The sequence below is a fragment of the Novosphingobium sp. genome (assembly GCF_036820275.1).
Taxonomy (GTDB): domain Bacteria; phylum Pseudomonadota; class Alphaproteobacteria; order Sphingomonadales; family Sphingomonadaceae; genus Novosphingobium.
In genome coordinates this window covers 15,377-35,900 of sequence record NZ_DAISLT010000044.1, presented here as the reverse complement: position 1 = coordinate 35,900, position 20,524 = coordinate 15,377, and the positions used below count along the sequence as shown (strand labels likewise).

Sequence of the window (20,524 nt, the reverse complement as noted above, 5' to 3'; positions counted from 1 at the left end):
AGCGATCGCTGGATTGCCGCCCGCCTACAAAGGCGGGCAACAGCTCGAACCGGGTGGCTCGGTCACCGCCGGCAACAGCAGCCAGCTGTCCGATGGCGCGGCAGCTCTGGTGCTGATGAGTGTCGATGAGGCAAGCCGGCGGGGTCTGGCCCCGCTGGGTGCCTATCGCGGCATGGCCGTCGCCGGATGCGATCCCGAGGAGATGGGCATCGGTCCTGTTTTCGCCGTGCCGCGGCTGCTGGAGCGGCACGGTCTCACGATCGATGATATCGGCCTCTGGGAACTCAACGAGGCCTTCGCCAGTCAGGTCATCTATTGCCGCGATCGGCTGGGCATTCCCAATGATCGTCTGAACGTTTCGGGCGGCGCGATCGCTGTGGGCCATCCCTATGGCATGAGCGGCGCGCGGATGACGGGCCATATTCTCATCGAGGGACGGCGACGCGGTGCGCGCTACGGCGTCGTGACCATGTGCGTCGGCGGCGGCATGGGCGCGGCCGGCCTGTTCGAAATCTATTAAGGACACCGATCATGGACGCCGTAACGCTTGAAATCGCCGCGCCGCATGTTGCCCTCGTAACGATCCAGCGTCCCGAGGCACGCAACTCGGTCAATGGCGCCGTCGCGCAGCTGCTCGACCAGGCCGTCAAGACGGTCGAGGCCGACCCTGACATCTGGGCGGCGGTGCTCACCGGCGCGGGCGGCGTGGCCTTCTGCGCCGGGGCAGACCTCAAGGAGGTCTCGGCCGGACGAATGGACGATCTCTATACGTCCGACGGCGCCTTCGCCGGCTTCGTCAAGCATCCGCGCCAGAAGGTGTGGATCGCCGGCGTCGAGGGGTACGCGATGGCCGGCGGCTGCGAGATCGCGCTTGCCTGCGACATGATCGTCGCTGCAGAGCAATCCGTGTTCGCGCTCCCCGAAGTGATGCGTGGCCTCATCGCCGCGGCGGGCGGCGTCTACCGGATCGTGCGCGCCCTGCCCCGCGCGATTGCGCTGGAATTGCTCGCGACCGGCGATCGGCTTCCCGCGGCCCGCGCCGGTGAACTGGGGTTGGTCAATCGGGTGGTGCCGCAGGGGCAAGCCGTCGACGAGGCGATCGCGCTGGCTTCGCGGATCTGCGCCAATGCCCCGATCGCCGTGCGTGAAACTCTGGGCGTCGCCCGGAAGGCCTATGATCTCGACGATGACGCGCTGTTCGCGCTCGGGCTGGAAGCGCAGGACCGCGTGATGCTGACCGAGGATTTCGCGGAAGGGCCGCGCGCCTTCATCGAGAAGCGCCCGGCGATCTGGAAAGGGCGCTGAGCGACAGGGCGCTGGACGATATCCACGAAACCATGGCTCCCGTGCGGGGCTCACATTTGAAGAGGATGGAAGTGATGAAGATCGGTGTGGTCGGTGCAGGGCTGATGGGGGCGGAGATCGCGCTGGTTTTTGCACTCGCCGGTCATGATGTGCTTCTTAATGACCGCGACCAGGCGAGCCTGGACCGGGCGATGGCACGGCTGCGAAGCCTCATGACGAAGGGGGTTGATCGCGGCTTCTTTGAGGCAAGTGAGATCGATCCTACCCTTGCGCGGATTTATCCGACCACGGAATTGCAGGACTTCGCCGATCGCGAACTGGTGACGGAAGCAGTGTTCGAAGCCGTGGATGTGAAGCGGCCGGTGCTGCAGGCGCTGGCGAAGATCACGGCGCCGTCTTGCATCATCGCCACCAACACTTCGACCATTCCGATCTCCACGTTGGCGGCGGAGGTGCCGGAGGAGCGCCGTGGCCGGTTCATCGGGACCCATTATTTCTCGCCGGTCTCCCGCATGAAGCTGGTCGAGGTGATCCCCGGCTTCGACACCGACGCGGCGGTGGTGACGCAGGTGATCGGCATCATGACCGACATCGGCAAGACAGCGATCCGCGTGAAGGATGTTGCCGGCTTCGCCGTCAACCGCATGCTCCACATGTTCATCATCGAAGCGGTAAAGCTGGTCGAGGAAGGTGTGGCGACACCTGAGGATCTCGACACGGCGTGCCGGCTTGGCCTGGGGCATCCGATCGGACCTTTCGCATTGATGGATGCCGTGACATCCAGCCTTTGCGTGCAGGCCCAGGAAATCATGCAGGAGGCTTATGGCGAGCGGTTTCGTCCGCCCCCGCTCCTTAAGCAGCGCGTCAAGGCAGGTTATGGCGGCGGCAAGGGCAAGTCGGGCTGGCTCGTGCCGGCCAAAAAATAGGAGAGTTCGCGACTGGTCAATCCCATTGGCACGTTAGCAAGCCGTTGGTTTCCCGTCGCATGATGTCTACGATAGCGCTTGCCCCATATTCCAGTGAATGGTGCTCTTGATCATCTCAATGGTAATGGCCTCCGTGCGCAGCGTGAGCGCCTTCACTCTCACAGCGTCGCCTATGTTTTAGATTTCGGTGGTCCGTGGAGATCCGCCGTCGAACGGTTCAATGTCAGCGCATAATCTGCAGGACGACTTTTCCAAAATGGTCATCTCGCATGACATAATCGCGCGCTTCCTCGAATGCGTCGAGCGAGAATACAGTGTCTATCAGCGGCAAAAGGGAGCGTTCGGCGATCGCGGGAAGTAGATCGTTCTGAAATGAACAGACGATGGCCGCCCGTTCCTCGATCGTCCGGGTTCGAAATGTGACACCGACAATGGTCAGCCGCTTGAGTGCCAGCATTTCAAGGTCCAACATATCCTTCGTTCCGCCGATGCGGCCCACCGCCACCATCCGGCCACGTAATTTCAGCGCGGCCAAGTTTTCTTGCAAGACGCCGCCACCCACCATGTCAACGACCAGATCGACGCCTTGCCCGTCGGTCGCCGCCACCACTTCATGATGCCAGCCAGCGCGCGCCGCGATCGCCAGGTCAACGTCGATGCCGGCGAGGCGCGCCAGCTTCTCCTGGTTGCGACCGATCCCGATGATCCGACGCGCGCCCCGGAGCTTCGCGATCTGGGCAACGGCCATGCCCACGCCCGACGTCGCGCCCTGGATGAGGATATCCGCGCCAGCGACCATGCCACCCTCGGTCACGAGCGCATTGTGAGCTGTCAAATACCAGGCGGGCAGCGACGCAGCGGTGATGAAGTCGATCGTCTCAGGGAGCCGCATGGTCAACCGATGGTCGGCGAGCGCGACTTCGGCGAAACACCCGCTGGAAAGCGCCATGACGCGATCGCCGATGTCGAAGCCTCGACAGTCCCTTCCCATGCCGATCACGGTGCCGGCGAGTTCCTTGCCAGCCACGATCGGTTCCGCTGTCGACGGATAGTGGCTCGCCGACAGCGCGAGGTCTGCCCGGTTGACACCGGCATGATGGACAGCGACGAGCAGATCATCCGGGCCGGGCACAGGTTCGGGAAGTTCTGCCAGCACCAGCGTCCTAGCCGATGATTCGGCAACCACAACAAGCGCTTTCATTCTGGATGTCCTCTTTGGGCGCTCAAGGTCTTGCTGCCGTCGCGCCGACCGGAATGCAGCGCCGTAACTGCGATGCACCGCCCAGCATGAGCATCAGCAGCGCCGCGATCCAGGCTCCCACGGCAGTCGTGGCGAGCGCCATCGGGTAGCCGGCGCTCGTAGTCGCGATCATCCCTACGAGGACTGGCCCGAAGCCTGTACCGACTCCGATCGCGAGGAAAAGGACTCCAAAGATCTTGCCAAAGTGGCGAAGACCGAAATAGCTCGCGGTCAGATAGGCGAGAGCATCCATCTCCACGCCGAACCCGACGCCGTAGAGCAGTGCTGCGGCGAACAAAGTGTAGCCATCGGCATGGATCAGGAGAAGATGCGCGATACCCGGTGCGATGAAGGCAATGGCACAGAGCAACGGTGCGGGGAAGCGGTCGAGAAAATAGCCGAGGATCAGCCGTGATGCGATCGTGCTGATGCCAAGCAGGCCCAGCGCGAGGGCCGCGCGTTCGGCGGCAATGCCACGCGCGGCCGCGACGATCGGCATATGCACCGTCCCCGCCCCGACCGAACCGGCGATCAGAAACGCTGCGCAGATCAGCAGCCAGAATCGACGCGTCCGCAACGCTTGCGCGACGGTGGTCCCTTGTGCCTCAGAGGCCTTGGCGGAACGCGGCGGGTCCACCACCAGGAACGCGGCCACGAACAGCCCGAGAACTGCAACAATCGCGCCAAGCACCACGTAGGCAAGACGCCAGCCGAACGCGCCGATGAGCGCGGTTGCCAGCGGCGCGACGAGCGCCAGGCCGATACCGGAGAAGCTGAGGCAGATGCCGAGCGCAAGCCCTCGCCGACGATCGAAAAGGCCGTTGAGGGAATAGGTATAGGCATGCGGTGCCTGTCCGGCGCCCAGTATCGACGCAAGGATCATCGTCGCCTGGAACCCGAGCGCGCTGGTCGGCAGGATGCCGACCAGCGCCAGCCCGAGTCCCAGCAGCGGCAGCGAGAAGAGCGCGAACCGGCGAGGCTTCAGACGATCGACAAAATAGCCGGTGACGGGAGACATGAGGCCGAAGACGACCGCAGTGAAGCCTATGGCCGAAAGGATCGAAACCCGGCTCCACCCCGTACCCTGAACGATGGGAAGCACGAAGACACCCGCCGAATGGAAAAGCATCGCTCCGCCGCCGAGCATGACGCCGAGCCCTGCGCCCAGCACTGCGCGAACGGCCGTGACCGGATCGATCGGTGGCCTGTCCGGGGTCGTCGTCACGACGGCGTCTCATCAAAGTGCGGTGAGCAACGATTGCCCGCAGGACAGTGACGGTGAAATAGGTCCGCAACCTCGTTCCCGAAATCCTGGATGGCCGTGCGTGTCTCGGGCAGGAAATCAAACAGCACGAAAGAAGGCACGCTGTCCTCGACGGCAACCGCTTTTACATCGCCGCCGCTCGCCGCGATTTGCTCGGCAAGCCGGATGGCATCATCGTGCAATGCCTCGGACGTCGCGCTCCATATCCGCAGCGGAGGTAAGCTCCGGAGCTCGCCCATCTCTAGTGACAGCGCAGAACTGGCAGGGTCGCTATCCTGCAGATAGGAACCCGCCATCTCGGTAAGCATCGGCCGCGACATCCAGGGGTCGCGCCGCGCGTTGCGATCGATGCTGTCCGCCTTGAGCAGCGGATCCAGAAAGGGTGAGAATAGGGCGACCAGCCTGGGCGACCTGCGCTTGTTTTCGGCGAGCCACCGCGCAAGCGCGAGCGCAAGACCACCGCCAGCGCATTCACCACTAAGCGCCGCGTCGATTTCCCGTTCTTCCAGCCAGGTCCACACCTGTCGGACATCATCGATCGCAGCGGGATAGGGATTTTCGGGCGCCAGGCGGTAGTCGGGCACGATCGCCCACCCACCGGCCGCCTCAGCGAGCCGGGCCGCCAGTGGCACGGCAGCGATGGCCGATCCGAAAATAAACCCCCCGCCGTGAAGGTGCAGGATGCAGGGTCCCGCCTCGCCGCCCTCGGGAACCACACGAAGCGCTGGCACACCATCGCACGATATTGGTTCCACCGCGAAATTACTCGCACTGCCTGTCAACCCTTCGAGAAAGCGAGCGTATCCTTCACGCTGGCCGATCCATCCCCGCGCACGATCTTCGATCGAAAGCGCGGTCCGCCACATGTCGAAAGCCTTGAGCGCCTCACCCCGCGCTGGTGGGTCGCTGTCGTCGGTTGGGGCGACCTGCTCGATCGATAGGTCTGCTTCCGCAACGGCATCGTAACTGTAAATCCATGACCATTTGAGCTCCCCCATCGGGTCGATCCGGGCCATGCCGCGATAGCGCCCGTCGCGGGCAGCAATCCTTCCAAGATCGGTTTCATGGAAGGCCTCCAGGTCAACGCGCGACGCCGCCTGGATACGCGTTGCCCGGGCCCATCGCCGTTCCTGAAAGGCGGCGAACGCCTCTTCCGCCCGGTCGATGCCATGCTGCTCGATCGAACGTGCGAGTACGACGGCATCCTCCAGTGCAAGCCCCGACCCCGAGCCGGAAGTTGGCAGCACCGAGTGCGCCGCGTCGCCGGTCAACACGATCCTGCGGCTGTGCCATCGGTCCAGCGGCGAACGATAGAAGATGCCTGTGATAAACGCCTTGTCGACTGCCGCCAATGTGTCCGCGACATCTTCGCAGCAGTCACGGAACGACGCGCGCAAATCCGCGATATCGCCAGACACTTCCCATGTCTCGCGGTGGATTTCGGCTGCTGGTACATAAAAAGCCGTATAAAGTTCGGTGCCTTTGCGGATCGGGTAGCGCACGACATGGCGCCCCGGCCCGCCCCACACAGCCGTCTCCGGGGATGGTTTGCGCCGCAGACGCGACGCATCAAAAGTCGTGCGCCAGGCGAGGTAGCCGGTGAAAATGGCGTCCGTTTCGACGCCGAGCGTCGCGCGCACCGAAGATTTCAGCCCGTCGGCGCCGATCAGCAGATCGAACTGCTCACGGCCACCATCGGCGAACGCTACGGTAACACCTGTATCGTGCTCACGAACATACTCGACTCGCTTGGCAAGACACAGCGACTCAGAAGGCAGGCACGCAGCCAGGGCTTGAACGAGGTCACTGCGATGCGTGGTGTAGAGATGACGCCCCCAGCGTTGCGCGGCGCGTTCTCCGAGAACGGTGCGGAATATCTCCTCCCCGGTGGTAAGATTGTTGTAGGTCGAAGCCGCCAGGGGGCTGTTGATCGCGCGAATGTGATCGCCCGCCCCCAGCCAATCGAGCGCACGCATCGTATTTGGTGCAAGGACAATCCCTGCACCTACACTCCCGAATGCCGTTGCCTGCTCGTAGACAATCGGCTCCAGCCCGATTTTCCTCAGAGCAATTGCGGCAGCCAGGCCACCGATTCCGCCCCCTATGATGCCGATACGCATGACTTGCACCCTCTCTCTCGCTTTGGGAAACATATTTCCCAGATTGAAATGGTCAAGCATTTTGGCACTTGAGTGCTTGCCAGTGGACCGCGCTAACGGGATGACAGGATCATTGGTCGGAGAAGCACTCCGGAGACAATGTGAAAAAAGGAAATTTGAATGGCGCGAAAGGCAATGGCAGTTGAGCCGCCTGCCCAATCCGACTCTTCCGAAAGCGCGAACGGCATTCGCGCGATGCGCGTTGGATTATCCCTGCTCAAGGCTTTTGCCGCGCAAGGCGAAGCGATGAAATTGAAGGACGCCTCGACGGTCAGCGGGCTCTCAGGGAGCCGGACACATCGTTACCTCGCGAGCATGATCGATGCCGGATTTATCGTCCAAGACGCCGCGACCGGAAATTACGACCTCGGCCCGGTCATCGTTGAACTCGGCCTGAAGGCGTTAGGGCGTCTCGACTATCTCAAAATCGCCCAGGACGAACTTGACAAGCTCGTCACGGAAACGGGCCTCGACGGGCACATTGCAGTCTGGGGATCGGAGGGGCCAACAGTCGTACATTGGCGACCGGGACGCGCCGGTTATCAGATTCGCATCCAGGAGGGACGTGTCCTGCCGCTCCTCGGCTCCGCGACCGGCAGACTTTTTCTCGCCAACCGGAAGGCAGAGGAAACCGCTCCGATCGTTTCGCGCGAATTGGCGGCCATCCATGAAACGAATCCTGATGTTGCCGCCGACATCGACGCGAACGTGCTCGATGCGGTCTGCGAGTTTATTCGACTTGAAGGAGTTTCCTTCTCAATCGGTTCTTTGCCGGACGAACGCTTTTTGCCGTTCGACGCCGTAGTGCGCCGCTTTGATACGCTGGGATTTTCCACCGTTGCGGCGCCGATTCATGACAGATTGGGCACCAATGTCGCGACAATCACCCTGTTTGGCGGCGGGCGGGGCCGAATCGGTCCTGGTCACCCTATCGCGGCGAGAGTCAGGGAGCATGCGCGGGAGGCCTCGCGGAAATTGGGCTGGTATCAAATCGACGAATGACCACGCGACCCTCTTGACATAATCATTTTGGGAAACGAGTTTCTCAAAATAAATCGGATGCCAGTGAGGATGTGATGGGTGATGTCGAATTTGCGGAACGGGCTGCCCGCTCGAACCTCGCGCCACTATGGCAGCAAGTGACGCTGCATCAGCTCGGCGTACCGCAACCACCGCCGAGCTGTCTCTGGGCATGGAGCGAGGTTCAGCCCCTCATCACTGAAGCGGTCGAGCAGACCTCGACCGCAAAAGCCGAGCGGCGCGTGCTGCTGCTGAAAGATCCGGCCGCGAGAGGGATCGCGGTCTCGCCGACGATGCAAGGCGCCCTGCAAATATTGATGCCTGGCGAGGAAGCGCGGCCACATAGACACACGCCCAACGCATTGCGCTTCGTCATCGAGGATGGCGGCGATGTCAGCACGATTGTGGATGGCAAAGACTGCACCATGGAACGCGGGGACCTGATCATCACGCCTGCCTATACATGGCATTCGCATATCAGCCGGGGGCCGAATCGCGCGGTCTGGCTCGACGTCCTCGATTCAGCTCTCACCGACGCGTTCGACGCAGGCTTCTTCGAGCCCGGCCCGGTCGAGATCTTTCCCCCAACCCTTAGCGACACGCAGTTTATCGCACCCGGTTTCGGCCCCGAGATCACGCAAGCACAGACCTATTCACCGATGTTCCGCTATCCCTGGGCTGTTGCACAGCGCGCGCTCGCTGCATTGCCTCTCGCGACGGACGGAACAAGAGTGATGCGCTATACCAGCGTGGCAACCGGCGGTTCCGTGATGTCGCACCTCGATTGCTCACTCCTTGAGGTCGGTACGACACCATCGCGTGCTCGGCGCACCACGGCGAGCGCACTCTGTCTCGTTGCACGCGGGTGCGGTTCCTCGTCGATCGGCGATCAGCGCGTGAACTGGCAAGAGAACGACATCTTCACATTACCGCGCTGGAGCTGGACCAGCCACCGTGCCGATAGCGATGGCGCCATCCTGTTTGTCGTCTCCGACCAGGATGTTCTGAGCCGGCTCGATCTTCTGCGGACCGAAATCCAGGATTGATCGCGAACGGGTGCATGCCACCGAAGGCCAAGGGAGAGGGTTATGAAATTGTGCCGCTTCGGTGAGAACCGGATCGGGATCGAGCGTGACGGACTAATCCGGGACGTCACCGAGATCATCGATGAACTACCACGGGTTGCTTATCCCTATCCGCTGGGCGATGCCTTGATCGCCAATCTCGATCGTCTTAGGTCAAAGATCGAAACGATTGCCGCCAAAGCGCCAGGCGTCCCGATCGAGACGTTGCGCTTGCTCAGTCCGGTCGCAAACCCGTCTAAGATCATGGGCACGCCGGTCAATTATCATGAGCATGTCACCGAGGCCTGCGAGGATCCGGAACTTCGCGTCGTGGGTCAAGCGAGGCCCGTCTACACTGACGGCCTTTTCCTCAAGGCGAACAGTTCGCTAGTCGGCGCCGGCGAGGGGATCGCGTTGCGTTTCCCCGAAAAACGGACTGATCATGAGGGCGAACTCGCCCTTGTCATCGGCAAACAGGGTACAGACATCCCTATGGAGCGCGCGCTGGACTATGTTGCAGGCTACGCACTGGGTCTCGACATGGTCGTGCGTGACACGCAGGATCGCAGCCTGCGCAAGTCGATCGACACCTATTCCGTGCTTGGTCCCTGGCTGGTCACCGCCGACGAGATCGGCGATCCCGATGCGCTCGACCTGAAGCTCGAGGTCAATGGCGAGCTTCGCCAATCGGCGAACACGTCAATGATGATCTCGCCAATCGCCGAGCAAATCTCCTGGGTATCGCGCTATTACACGCTTTATCCCGGCGACATCCTGATGACCGGGACGCCTGCAGGCGTCTCGCGTGTCCATGACGGCGATAATATCCGGCTCGAGATCCAGTCGATTGGGGCAATGACGGTGCTGGTTCGTCAGCATCAACCCCAATGACTCTGCCCGGTGGAGGCTTCGGCGAACTCCTCTCGCACGGCGGGGCGCCCATCGTCCTGCCTTCGGCCCATGACGCGCTTTCCGCCCGCCTGATCGAGCAGGCAGGGTTCCGAGGATTGTCCATTAGCGGCTCATCACTCCTGGCCGCACGCTATGCGCTCCCGGATCTTGGTCTGGCTGGCCTTGGGGAAATGGCAAGCGGCGTAGCCGATATCCTTTCCGCAACGCGGTTGCCCACACTCGTCGACGGCGATGACGGATATGGCGACGACATGGCGGTCAGGCGCACGATCGCCACTTATGAGCGCCTCGGGGCGGCGGCGGTGACGATCGAGGATCAGGCCCGCGCAGTGAAGCGACCCGGACAAGGCAATGCAGTAGCGCTGGTTGAACTGCACACAATCACCGCAAAAATGCGTGCCGCGGTAGCGGCGCGCGCGGATCCTGATTTCTGGATCGTCGGCCGGACCGACGCCTATACCGTTGAAGGCATCGACGAGGCCGTGCGCCGAGCCGAGGCGATGCGCGATGCCGGCGCCGATGCGTTGTTCGTCGCAGGGGTCAAGGATGCATCCACACTTGAGCAGGTGGCACGCAGGCTCACACCGACACCGCTTGTCGCCGTAGATTATGGCGCGATCGGTTGGTCGCTGCCCTCTCCCGATGCGCTCGCCGAATTGGGCTATCGGCTTCTCGTCCACCCCCTCGTCCTCCTGCCCGCAATCACGGCGGTGATGAGTGATAGGCTTTCGCAGCTAAATGACGGTAAGCGCGCACCGATGACGCCAGGGAGCGCTGACGCCGGGATGGCATTATTGCGCGAAGCCACGAAGCTGGCCGGATAGCTGGCGGCCTCCAAAGAAAATTAATCTCTTTTTGGGAAATGCCTTTCCCTTTTTGAACATCCTGCTATTGCTTACTGGATAGTGTTGGTTCGATAGCCGCAAACGGCAGGGGTCAGCGCATCACGGGAGAAGATGTGCCATGGGCATGGAACTGGCAGGCGCCCGAGTGCTAATCACTGGTGGCGGTTCCGGGATCGGCAAAGCGACTGCGCTTCTATGTGCGGCGCGTGGAGCGAAAGTTGCCGTTCTTGGTCGGCGGGTCGAAACTTTACAGGCTGTCGCTGCGGCAACGAGCGGCGCCGCACTACCGTGCGATATTCGAGACGTCGATCAGGTTGCTGCGGCGGTGAACGATGCGGCCCTAGCCTTTGACGGGATCGATGCGGTCATCAACTCGGCAGGCGAACTCGATACAACTACCATCGACGCGATGACACCAGCGCATTGGCACTTGGTGCTCGAAACCAATTTGACCGGGGCTTTCTTCGTTTCGCAGGCGGCATTGCCACATTTGCGGCGATCAAACGCTCCCTCGATCGTCAACGTAGCAGCGCTGGCCGCGATCCGCCCCGGCGTGGCAAGCGTCGCCTATTCCGCCGCCAAGGGAGGTCTTGTTCAACTGACCAAGACGATGGCGGCGCAGCTCGCACCCGATATTCGCGTAAATTGTGTTTGTCCCGGCGCTGTCGATACGGCGATGACGCAACGCTTTCTTGCGGACAAGACACCCGACCAGCATGCGGCCTTCGTCGCACGCTACGCCTGCAACCGCCTGGCCAGGCCAGAAGAGATCGCACCGCTTCTGGCATTTCTGATCAGTGCCGACGCATCTTACGTGACCGGCAGCAACTACGTCATCGATGGCGGCAGGGCCTATCAATAACACCTGAAAAATAGCGAAAATGGAGGGGAAAATGAGCGTCAACGGAGCCATCATCTTAATGACGAGCGCCGCGATGTTTGCGGGCCGGGTAGATGCTCAGACAGCCCCGCCGACCTCGCCCGCGACACCGGCTCCTCAGACGAGCGATGCCCCCTCCTCCGCCAGGCCGGAAGTCGCAGACATCATCGTGACCGCGGAACGACGCTCTTCTTCTGTTCAGAAGATCCCACTCGCAATTACCGCCGTCGATGGACAGGATCTTCGAAGCCGTCAGATCAACACTGTGGAATCGCTCAGCACATCGGTTCCGAATCTCAATTTCTCGCGTTATTCCGGCACTGCGCAGGTTTCGCTGCGCGGCGTAGCGTTCGATTCGATCACGCCCGGCAGCGAGGCTCGAACCGCCGCCTATCTCGACGGCGTGTATATCAGCCGCCCGACAGCGCAACTGACGAACCTTTTCGACGTCTCCCGGATCGAGGTTCTACGCGGACCGCAAGGCACGCTTTATGGCCGCAACGCCACTGCCGGTGCGATCAACGTCATCACCAACGATCCGACCACCGCCCTCAGCGGCTACGGCCTCCTGAGCGCTGGCAACTACGGCTATGTGCAGACGGAAGGTGCGGTTTCGGGTCCACTGTCCGACACGCTCTCCGCCCGGCTGGCATTCCAGACAACCGATCGCAACGGTTTTGGTACGAATATCAGCAATGGCAAAGATGTCGACGACGAACGCTCCCGCGCGGTACGAGGCAAGCTGGTGTTCGCCCCCTCCAACGGTATGAGCTTCAAGCTGAGCGCCGACTACAGCCGGCGCAACGATGCGAGCGGCGGACGCCACGATTTCGGCGCGGGCAACCCGAGTGTGACACCGCGCGGATTGGTGCTCGGCGCCGCTTTGCCGAGCGATCCGCGTGACTATGCGGGCTACCAGCCGTCCTATTTCCGCGAGCTATTCGGCGTATCAGGCGAACTCACTTTGCCGCTTGCCGATCAGCTGACGCTCACCTCGCTTTCAGCCTATCGTTCTACCAAGACGAACCTTTGGACAGGCGTCGACGGGACGACAGCGGAACTCACTCGTCAGCAAATCTACGAAAAAGCCAGGCAATTCAGCCAGGAGGTCCGCATCGTGGCCGATTTCGATCGCCTGAAGCTGATCGGCGGCGGCTATTATTTCCACGAGAATGATTACGGCCTGACCCATGTAATCCTCGACGGGGCCTCGACCTTGCCTGGACCGCCGGGGCGTCAGCTAGGCGTCACGGGAACCAAATATCAGGGCGTGCAGTTCGGCGGCACGTTGATCACCAACGCCTATGCCGCCTTCGCCCAGGCCGATATCGATATTACCGACAAGCTCAGCCTGACGCTCGGCGGGCGGTACAGCCACGAAAAGAAGGACGTGCGGGAATATACGAACACGGATTTGGCGAGTGTCTACAATCCCAATGTCACACTCACCTTTCCGCTCACGCCCAATTCCACGAGCGCATCCTCGTTCGACCCCAAGGTCACCCTCCAATATAAGTTCACACCGCAGATCCTCGCCTATGCGACCTTCTCGCGGGGCTTCAAGAGCGGTGGCTTTGCCCTGGGGTCACTCACCCCTGCCTTCAAACCCGAGCGGCTGGACGATTACGAGATCGGACTGAAGGCGACTTTGTTCGACCGGCGCCTGCGGGCGAATTTCGCAGCCTTCTATTATGATTATGGCAACCTCCAGGTTACCAAGGTCAACGGGACGGTGGTGACGACGGAGAATGCGGCTGCCGCGACCATCAAGGGTCTCGAAGCGGAGATTCGCGGCTCGGTGACCGACGCCTTTTCGCTTGGGCTTAATGCCTCCTATCTCGATGCGCGCTTCGACGAATATCTCACGGCGGAGCCGGCACGCCCTTCACTCGGCGTGCAGGATTTGAAGGGCAATCGCCTGCCTCAGTCCCCGCCGTATACCATTACCGTCGATGCTACCTATCGCGCGCGCTTGCCCAAGGGGGATCTGACCTTCCGCGCCGACGGAACATGGAAAGATCGCATCTACTTCTCGCCCTATAATCGCGCCGAAGTCTCCCAGCCGGCCTACGCAGTCTTCAACGCGTTCGTGACCTACAATGCGCATGCCGGCTGGTCGCTCGGCGCCTGGGTACGTAACCTCGCCAACAAGGACTATCGCGTTTCGAGCACTGTCGGGAACGTGTTCGTCGGTTACTCGATCGGCGGCCAACTGGGTGATCCCCGCACGTTCGGCGTGACGGCGGGCATGCATTTCTGAGGAGGCGTATATGTGGCTGCGCAACAACTGGTATGTCTGCGGGCACCTCGATGAGTTAGGAGACGATTTCGTCGAACGGCGGATCTGCGGCGAACGCGTAGTGCTGTTCCGGACCGCGGCTGGTCAGATCACTGCGCTCGAGGACCGGTGTCCGCATCGCATGGTGCCTCTCTCAGCAGGCTTTCGCGACCACGATGAGATCGTCTGCGGCTATCACGGCATGCGGTTCAACGCTGATGGCCGATGCACCGATATGCCGGGGCGCGAGAGGATTCATGCGTCCGCCAAGGTTCGGACCTTTCCCACGGTAGCGCGTTGGAACCTGCTCTGGATTTGGATGGGCGAGCCATCGCTTGCCGATCTGGACGCAATCCCCGACTTCTGGTGGCTCGGTAGCCCGGACTGGCAAGCCTGTTCGGGCTATCTGACCATCGGCGCGGATTACCGCCTGCTAAACGACAATCTGCTCGATCTCTCGCATGAAAGCTTCCTCCACCCGGGATCGATCGGCAATGGCAAGGAAGAGATCATCGCCCGCTTCCCGGTGGCCGTGACCGCTGAGATGGGGCGGGTGGAGGCATGCCGCCTCATGAACGGGATCGAAGTGCCACCCGCCTTTGGCAGCTTCATGGGTCTTTCCGGGCATATAGATCGTGTCCAGACCGCGATCTATCTCCCGCCCGGGATCAATCTGACGGTCTCCACCATGCGGTCGTCGGAGCACAGGCATCCGAAGCCTTATGAGCAGCGCACCCTTCATCTCCTCACGCCCGAGGACGAAGATCGTACCCACTATTTTTTTGTCTCGTCGCGCAACTACAGGCTCAATGACGCAGCTCTCGACGACGCGATCATCGCTGCGACCTATCATGTCTTCGGCGAAGACCGCGCAATGTTGGAGAAGCAGCAGGCCGCTCTTTCCGAACAACCGGATATGATCCCGCGCGTCGCCTGGGAGATTGATGAGGCGCCTGTGCTCGGACGCCGTCTGCTACAGCGGCTGTTGGATCAGGAGCAGAACAACTGTGAAGCAGTGCATAAGCCTGCGACGCTTATCGCCGTCGATTAACGCGAACCGGTCGATCCCGCGCGAACACGCCCGACGATTCCCTATCGAACCGGGTGCAGTGAGCGCGACCGGAGGAGGTCTGAGGCGATCTTGATGGTAAGCGCCGACGGAACCGGGCCTTGTACGAGGCGGTGGTGGAGTGAATTTCGCGAGGCGGATGGAGGCCTTGCGAGTGGATATGGAGCAGTCAAACGAGCCTCGTATGAGTGGTGACGCCGTCTCTCGCATAGGTCAAAACCTTCGGAAAATTGCGCTCCCAGGATACTTGTGCGCTGTACCGCGGATGCTAGGAGGATTTCTAAGGAGATTTTCCGCTCGCGATGAACAACTTTTCGAACAAATTGCCGATCTGGTATCAGCTATCGCAGATGTTGCGCGCCGATATTCTGGGTGGCCGACTGAAGCCTGGCGACCAGATTGATGCCGAAGTGCGGCTGGCGAAACAGCATGGGATCAGCGTAATCCCTGTGCGACAGGCGTTGCGTGCGCTTGAAGAAGAAGGATTAATCGTCCGCCATCGTGGAAGCGGTACTTATGTCGGCCCTCTTGCCTCCTCGGCAGCCGAGCGGGCCACCTCCTTTGAATCCCTGTATTCACGCGAGTTTACCAAGCCCGCCAAGATTCTCGATCGTGGGACAATCACAACGCCTGCCCATTTCGAGTCCTATTTTCCACATGACGCGAGCCTCGCTTTCGTCACCCGGGTAGCTTTTCGTGACGGCAAGCCCTGGTCCTATGGCACGCTTTATTTTCCTGTCGGCATTGCCGACGAGATCACGACCGATCTGTTGACCCGTTATCCTCTCTATCGCCTTATGCGCGAAAAATGCAGTATCGAACTCGTCCGCTCCCATTTCGAGGCGAAGGCGATCGCTGCTCAGCCGGAAGCGGCCGGCCACCTCGCGATCGAACCCTTCTCGGCCGCTCTTTCGCTTCTCTGTGTGACCTTTGACAGGAATGACAGGGCTGCCGGGGCTTTTCAAATGACCTTTCCCGGCGACCCTTTCATCTTCGCGTTCAACACGCCGCACGAGCCTGCCTGATCCTCTAAGAATTGGCGACTTTCGAATCCGCCGGCCACATGGCGTCCAGCCCCGCACGCGTTTCCGATCCTCTTTCATAGTCAAGGACGGCTTCACTTACCATGCGGTCATATTCGACTACAGCCTTGTCCTTGACATGACCGTAGCCGCGGATTTCAAGCGCCAGCCCGGCGATACGAACCGCGTCCGACAGCCGGGTGGTGTCGAGACTGCTGATCAAGCGTTCGATCAGCGCCTCATAATCGGTGATAAGCCTGCGCTCCGTTTTGCGCTCGACCGAGTAGCCGAATGGATCGAACGCCGTCCCGCGCAACTTCTTCCCTATCGCGAGAAGGCGGAGAACAGGCATCATCCAGCTTCCGAACTGACGCTTGCGCAACTCTCCGCTTGCCTTGTCGCGGCGGGCCAATATCGGCGGCGCCATGTGGAACTTGAGCTTCACCGGCCCTTCGAAACTATCGGCGAGAGATTTCGCGAAGCTACCATCCGTATATAGTCTGGCGACTTCATATTCGTCCTTGTACGCCATCAACCGGAACAGGGTGCGGGCAACGGTATCAGTCAGGTCGCCGCTACCACCGCACGCTGTCTCGGCACCGGCGATGCGCGCAACGGTCCGGCGGTAGCGCTCGGCATAGGCATCATCCTGATAGTCTCGAAGGAAGGCAGCCCGACGTGCCACAAGATTCTCTGCCACTTCTTGTACCGCCTGCTCGCCGAAGCCAGCAGCTTGAAGCACCGCATCTGGATCGACAGCAAGATGGCGGCCAAGCGCGAAAGCCGCGCGATTCATTCCTACGGCTGTTCCGTTGAGCGCGATAGCGGCATCGAAGGCCTCGGCATCGAGATCGAGCCAGCCCTTCTGCCAGGCGAAACCCACCATCATCAGGTTCGAGCCAATCGCATCGCCGAGCAGGCGCAAGGACAATTGGGTGAAAGGATAGGCAGTGACATGCCCTTCCCCGGCACGCCGACGAAGACGCGCGGCAAGAAGCCCGCTATCCGGCATCGCATTGCGATTCTGTGTGAAGTCGCCCGTGATCGCGACATCCGCGTTAGCCAGCACCTGCGTACGCCCAGGCTCAATAGCGGCCATCGCATCGCGACTGTTGCCGACAATCTCGTCACAGACGATGATCAGATCCGCAGTTTCGGCGGGAATACGCAGCGCCGTGACTGGTTCACGCGCAACGTGCAGGTGGCTGACCACCGCTCCACCTTTCTGTGCCATGCCGACCTGGTCCAGAATGCCAACCTCCTGGCCCTGCATATGCGCCGACATTGCAACCAGGGCACCGATCGTGACGACGCCCGTACCGCCGATCCCGGATACGATAACGCGCTGATGCTCATTCTGCAGACGTGGCGGCACGGGCAAGGTAACGGCATCGAAACGCGCACCGCCAAGCATGACAGCCTTGCGCGGAACACCGCCTTCGACCGTAACGAAACTGGGACAGAAGCCCGTCAGGCAGCTATAGTCCTTGTTGCACGTTGACTGGTTGATCCGGCGCTTTGTGCCAAAAGCGGTCTCAACCGGTTCGACAGACAGGCAGTTGGATTTTACGGAACAATCGCCGCAGCCTTCACAAACGAGGTCGTTGATGAAGACCCGGGTCGATGGGTCCGCCATCTTCCCCCGTTTGCGCAACCGACGTTTCTCCGTTGCGCACATCTGTTCATAAATGATCACGCTGACGCCGCTTCGTTCGCGCAATTCACGCTGCAAAGCATCAAGATCGTCACGATGCTCGATCCGTTCCACTTTTTTCTGAACGGGATGACCATTGGCGTAGCGGTCTGGATCATCGGTCGAGAGAATGATCGTCCCGATACCTTCGGCGCGTAGTTGATCGACAAGCTGCTCTACCGTCAGTTCGCCATCAACCGATTGCCCCCCGGTCATCGCAACGGCGGAATTGTAGAGGAGCTTGTATGTGATGTTGATGCCAGCCGCGACCGCCTGTCGGATGGCGAGCAGTCCGGAATGGAAATAAGTGCCGTCGCCCATATTGGCGAAGATATGCTTCTCGTCCGTGAACGGCGCGAGACCCATCCAATGGATACCTTCGCCTCCCATCTGGGCGAAGGATCCTGTGAACGGCCGGTTATAGGCAGCAAGTCCATGGCACCCAATGCCAGCGAGGGCACGGCTGCCGTCAGGCACCACGGTCGAACGGTTGTGGGGACAACCCGAACAGAAAAAGGGCTTTCGGATAACCGGCGGAACAGCAAATTTTGTCTGGAGCTCGATCGTCCTTTTCGCCCGTTCGGCATATTGGGAAAGGCCGCTATCAGCGGAAAGTTCCGCAAGCAGCGCACCGACTGCCGAGGCGATGCGCTCCGGGGTCAGATCGCCAGTGGCAGGCAAAAGCGCGCCCTTGTCGGGACCTCGTTTACCCCAAACGTGGGGATGCGCATCCAATTCGTAGAGGATCGACTTCGCCTGACGCTCAATGAACTCACCCTTCTCCTCGACCACGATGATTGTGTCGAGTCCCTGCGCGAACTCCTTCAGTCCTTCGGGTTCGAGCGGCCAGATCAACGCAGGCTTGTACAAAGCGATCCCGAGCGATGCCATCCGCGCTTCGTCAAGGCCGATGAGCCTTAATCCTTCAAGTAAATCGAGCCAGCTCTTGCCGGCGGCCATGAGCCCAAACCGCGCACCAGTACCCTTCAATACGATGCGATCGAGCTTATTCGCTCGGACATAGGCCGCTACGGCGGGAAGTCGGAAGTCGATCTGCCGCGTTTCCTGTTCCAGCGGCATTTCCGGCCAACGGTTGTGTAACCCAATCGAAGGTATCGCGATATCGGGAAGAACCGGCTTGATCGCCAGTTCCTCGGTATCGACCGCACGGGTGGAATCCGCCACTTCGGTAATAATCTTCAGCGCGGCATAGGATCCGGTATGACGGGACATGGCGAAACCGTGAAGGCCATATGACACGATCTCTGCGACGTCTGCAGGATAGAAGAGCGGAACCTGAAGTCCGGCCACGACCTCATCTGAGTAGCAGATGATGGATGAGGATTTGGCCAGATGATCGTCACCGACAGCAAGGACAACACCGCCATGCGGCGAGGCACCTTGATAGTTACCATGCCTGAGTGCGTCAGACGCTCGGTCGAGGCCTGGCCCTTTTCCGTACCAGAGAGCGAAGATGCCATCGACTCGCGCGGTCGACGTCTGCGCGATCTGCTGGGTTCCAGCGACCGCAGTAGCCCCCAGTTCCTCATTCACCGCTGGCTGGACAACAAGATGATGACGAGCGACCTGCTCGCGAGCGCCGGCAAAAGCTGTATCGAGTGTCCCAAGCGGCGATCCGCGATAGCCTGATACGTAACCACCGGTCTTAAGGCCGTTGGCTGCATCCCGTTCGGCCTGAAGAATCATCAGGCGAACAAGCGCCTGGACTCCGCTGATGAGGATTTGTCCCGATCTCTTCTCGAACCGGTCCGCTAGCTTAACCGCCTGCATTTTGCCGTCATTCCTCTCTTCCATACCCGCTCCAGCCGCTTCAATTCGACCAGTGACGAGCAAAGCACGTTTGCTTATATACGTGCTTTTGTAGAGGCGCAATGCCTGAAAGAGGAGGAGAGGATTTTGACGAGAGGAATTTTGGCATTATCTCACATCAGTGATTGCCGATCCTGGCTCCGCCAATCGCGCAGCGATCTGCTAGATTTTGTCCGATGGGCTGATCGACATCATGCCGACATTGTCGTTCGCCAGTTGCGAATCAGCGGTTGGAGCGACAAATGCTCGACCAGATTTACGTGCGGAGAGAAAAGATGACTGAGAAGGCTACAGTGCGCGAGCTGTCGTGCCGGGAGCTTTCCGCAGCCGTGCGCCGTCAGGCCATTGTAGATGCGGCTACCCTGGTTTTCCTGGAGCAGGGCTATGGTGGCACGACCATGTCCTGCATCGCCGCAACAGTCGGCGGCTCAAAATCGACGCTTTGGAGCTATTTTTCCTCTAAAGAGGCCCTGTTCGTCGCCGTTGTGGATGACATCATCGAACGGCACAGCGAAGCGCAGATGGTGGAGCTTCCTCCGGACGGCGACATAACAATGGTCCTGAAGCTCTTCGCCCAGTCCTTGACGAATACATTAACGAGCGCGCCGATACTCAACCTCTACCGTCTGGTAATCAGCGAGGCCAAGCGTTTCCCTCACCTCGCGGAACTCTTTTACGACAGAGGCCCAAAACGAGGCCGTGCCCGGCTTGCGGTCTATATTGCCGAGATGATGGAACGTGGAGAACTACGACGCGGCGACCCGCTCGTGGCAGCCCAGCAACTCTGTGCACTTTGCCAGTCGGGAACATTCCAACTCGTACTGCTCGACCTGGCGACGCCCGACCAGAACTCGATGTTCGCTTCTGATATCGATGTGGCGCTCGATACATTCTGCAGGGCTTGGCGATCGTAGCCGGCGACATAGTGGTTGGCGTATCATGTCACCAAGGTTTCACAGGCCCTCACTGGGCTCCTCTCTGCCTGCGCGCTGAGTGGACGGACAGCCGGTCGCAACA

Annotated in this window: 15 protein-coding genes and 1 pseudogene; 12 read left to right on the top strand and 4 right to left on the bottom strand. The window is 60.7% G+C overall.

Annotated elements, in window-relative coordinates; all coding sequences use genetic code 11:
- The 3 genes and pseudogenes from V7066_RS24170 to V7066_RS24160 all read left to right on the top strand — a co-directional run.
- A pseudogene (locus V7066_RS24170) lies at positions 1 to 520 on the top strand (acetyl-CoA C-acyltransferase); the annotation flags it as partial.
- Positions 521 to 531: 11 nt separating this feature from the next.
- Positions 532 to 1,305 (top strand): enoyl-CoA hydratase-related protein, encoded by a 774-nt coding sequence (locus V7066_RS24165; protein WP_334185516.1) that lies wholly within the window; start codon positions 532 to 534, stop codon positions 1,303 to 1,305.
- 74 nt (positions 1,306 to 1,379) lie between these two features.
- Positions 1,380 to 2,231, top strand: a complete 852-nt coding sequence (locus tag V7066_RS24160; RefSeq protein WP_334185515.1) for a 3-hydroxyacyl-CoA dehydrogenase family protein — start codon at positions 1,380 to 1,382, stop codon at positions 2,229 to 2,231.
- Between the two features lie 223 nt (positions 2,232 to 2,454).
- Here the strand turns inward: V7066_RS24160 and V7066_RS24155 are convergent, their stop codons facing one another.
- Genes V7066_RS24155 through V7066_RS24145 form a run of 3 tightly spaced genes read right to left on the bottom strand, consistent with a single transcriptional unit; the run spans position 2,455 to position 6,855 of the window.
- Positions 2,455 to 3,432, bottom strand: a complete 978-nt coding sequence (locus tag V7066_RS24155; protein WP_334185514.1) for a zinc-binding dehydrogenase — start codon at positions 3,430 to 3,432, stop codon at positions 2,455 to 2,457.
- A gap of 22 nt (positions 3,433 to 3,454) precedes the next feature.
- Complete coding sequence (locus tag V7066_RS24150) at positions 3,455 to 4,696, bottom strand: MFS transporter (RefSeq protein ID WP_334185513.1); 1,242 nt, start codon at positions 4,694 to 4,696, stop codon at positions 3,455 to 3,457.
- Positions 4,693 to 6,855 carry an alpha/beta hydrolase fold domain-containing protein gene (locus V7066_RS24145; RefSeq protein ID WP_334185512.1) on the bottom strand — a complete coding sequence of 721 codons (2,163 nt, stop codon included), beginning with the start codon at positions 6,853 to 6,855 and terminating at the stop codon, positions 4,693 to 4,695. Before V7066_RS24145 ends, V7066_RS24150 begins: the two co-directional genes overlap by 4 nt.
- Before the next feature lie 159 nt (positions 6,856 to 7,014).
- Between V7066_RS24145 and V7066_RS24140 the strand changes: the two genes are divergently transcribed.
- The 8 genes from V7066_RS24140 (at position 7,015) to V7066_RS24105 (ending at position 15,987) form a co-directional block, all read left to right on the top strand.
- The gene (locus V7066_RS24140) at positions 7,015 to 7,896 is read left to right on the top strand and encodes an IclR family transcriptional regulator (protein WP_334185511.1); all 882 of its coding nucleotides are present in this window, start codon (positions 7,015 to 7,017) and stop codon (positions 7,894 to 7,896) included.
- A 74-nt stretch (positions 7,897 to 7,970) separates the two neighbouring features.
- Positions 7,971 to 8,960: a cupin domain-containing protein gene (locus V7066_RS24135; protein ID WP_334185510.1), complete on the top strand. Its 990-nt coding sequence runs from the start codon at positions 7,971 to 7,973 to the stop codon at positions 8,958 to 8,960.
- A gap of 42 nt (positions 8,961 to 9,002) precedes the next feature.
- Positions 9,003 to 9,869 carry a fumarylacetoacetate hydrolase family protein gene (locus tag V7066_RS24130; RefSeq protein WP_334185509.1) on the top strand — a complete coding sequence of 289 codons (867 nt, stop codon included), beginning with the start codon at positions 9,003 to 9,005 and terminating at the stop codon, positions 9,867 to 9,869.
- Positions 9,866 to 10,714, top strand: coding sequence for an isocitrate lyase/PEP mutase family protein (locus V7066_RS24125; protein WP_334185508.1), 849 nt, complete (start codon positions 9,866 to 9,868; stop codon positions 10,712 to 10,714). Before V7066_RS24130 ends, V7066_RS24125 begins: the two co-directional genes overlap by 4 nt.
- 139 nt (positions 10,715 to 10,853) lie before the next feature.
- Positions 10,854 to 11,597, top strand: a complete 744-nt coding sequence (locus V7066_RS24120) for an SDR family NAD(P)-dependent oxidoreductase (RefSeq protein ID WP_334185507.1) — start codon at positions 10,854 to 10,856, stop codon at positions 11,595 to 11,597.
- Between the two features lie 31 nt (positions 11,598 to 11,628).
- Positions 11,629 to 13,875 (top strand): TonB-dependent receptor, encoded by a 2,247-nt coding sequence (locus V7066_RS24115; RefSeq protein WP_334185506.1) that lies wholly within the window; start codon positions 11,629 to 11,631, stop codon positions 13,873 to 13,875.
- 10 nt (positions 13,876 to 13,885) lie between these two features.
- Positions 13,886 to 14,944 carry an aromatic ring-hydroxylating dioxygenase subunit alpha gene (locus V7066_RS24110; protein WP_334185505.1) on the top strand — a complete coding sequence of 353 codons (1,059 nt, stop codon included), beginning with the start codon at positions 13,886 to 13,888 and terminating at the stop codon, positions 14,942 to 14,944.
- Positions 14,945 to 15,264: 320 nt separating this feature from the next.
- Positions 15,265 to 15,987, top strand: coding sequence for a GntR family transcriptional regulator (locus V7066_RS24105; RefSeq protein ID WP_334185504.1), 723 nt, complete (start codon positions 15,265 to 15,267; stop codon positions 15,985 to 15,987).
- A gap of 4 nt (positions 15,988 to 15,991) precedes the next feature.
- Here V7066_RS24105 and V7066_RS24100 read toward each other — a convergent pair whose 3' ends face one another.
- The gene (locus V7066_RS24100; protein ID WP_334185503.1) at positions 15,992 to 19,492 is read right to left on the bottom strand and encodes an indolepyruvate ferredoxin oxidoreductase family protein; all 3,501 of its coding nucleotides are present in this window, start codon (positions 19,490 to 19,492) and stop codon (positions 15,992 to 15,994) included.
- A 257-nt stretch (positions 19,493 to 19,749) separates the two neighbouring features.
- On the opposite strand from V7066_RS24100, the gene V7066_RS24095 reads away from it, so the two are divergent.
- Positions 19,750 to 20,421, top strand: a complete 672-nt coding sequence (locus tag V7066_RS24095; RefSeq protein WP_334185502.1) for a TetR/AcrR family transcriptional regulator — start codon at positions 19,750 to 19,752, stop codon at positions 20,419 to 20,421.
- Positions 20,422 to 20,524: the final 103 nt, after the last annotated feature.

What these genes read in the sequence shown, in the direction of transcription:
- V7066_RS24165 (WP_334185516.1), top strand. Translation starts at nt 532, where the DNA reads ATGGACGCCGTAACGCTTGAAATCGCCGCGCCGCATGTTGCCCTCGTA.
- V7066_RS24160 (WP_334185515.1), top strand. Translation starts at nt 1,380, where the DNA reads ATGAAGATCGGTGTGGTCGGTGCAGGGCTGATGGGGGCGGAGATCGCG.
- V7066_RS24155 (WP_334185514.1), bottom strand. Translation starts at nt 3,432, where the DNA reads ATGAAAGCGCTTGTTGTGGTTGCCGAATCATCGGCTAGGACGCTGGTG.
- V7066_RS24145 (WP_334185512.1), bottom strand. Translation starts at nt 6,855, where the DNA reads ATGCGTATCGGCATCATAGGGGGCGGAATCGGTGGCCTGGCTGCCGCA.
- V7066_RS24140 (WP_334185511.1), top strand. Translation starts at nt 7,015, where the DNA reads ATGGCGCGAAAGGCAATGGCAGTTGAGCCGCCTGCCCAATCCGACTCT.
- V7066_RS24135 (WP_334185510.1), top strand. Translation starts at nt 7,971, where the DNA reads ATGGGTGATGTCGAATTTGCGGAACGGGCTGCCCGCTCGAACCTCGCG.
- V7066_RS24130 (WP_334185509.1), top strand. Translation starts at nt 9,003, where the DNA reads ATGAAATTGTGCCGCTTCGGTGAGAACCGGATCGGGATCGAGCGTGAC.
- V7066_RS24125 (WP_334185508.1), top strand. Translation starts at nt 9,866, where the DNA reads ATGACTCTGCCCGGTGGAGGCTTCGGCGAACTCCTCTCGCACGGCGGG.
- V7066_RS24120 (WP_334185507.1), top strand. Translation starts at nt 10,854, where the DNA reads ATGGGCATGGAACTGGCAGGCGCCCGAGTGCTAATCACTGGTGGCGGT.
- V7066_RS24115 (WP_334185506.1), top strand. Translation starts at nt 11,629, where the DNA reads ATGAGCGTCAACGGAGCCATCATCTTAATGACGAGCGCCGCGATGTTT.
- V7066_RS24110 (WP_334185505.1), top strand. Translation starts at nt 13,886, where the DNA reads ATGTGGCTGCGCAACAACTGGTATGTCTGCGGGCACCTCGATGAGTTA.
- V7066_RS24105 (WP_334185504.1), top strand. Translation starts at nt 15,265, where the DNA reads ATGAACAACTTTTCGAACAAATTGCCGATCTGGTATCAGCTATCGCAG.
- V7066_RS24100 (WP_334185503.1), bottom strand. Translation starts at nt 19,492, where the DNA reads ATGGAAGAGAGGAATGACGGCAAAATGCAGGCGGTTAAGCTAGCGGAC.
- V7066_RS24095 (WP_334185502.1), top strand. Translation starts at nt 19,750, where the DNA reads ATGCTCGACCAGATTTACGTGCGGAGAGAAAAGATGACTGAGAAGGCT.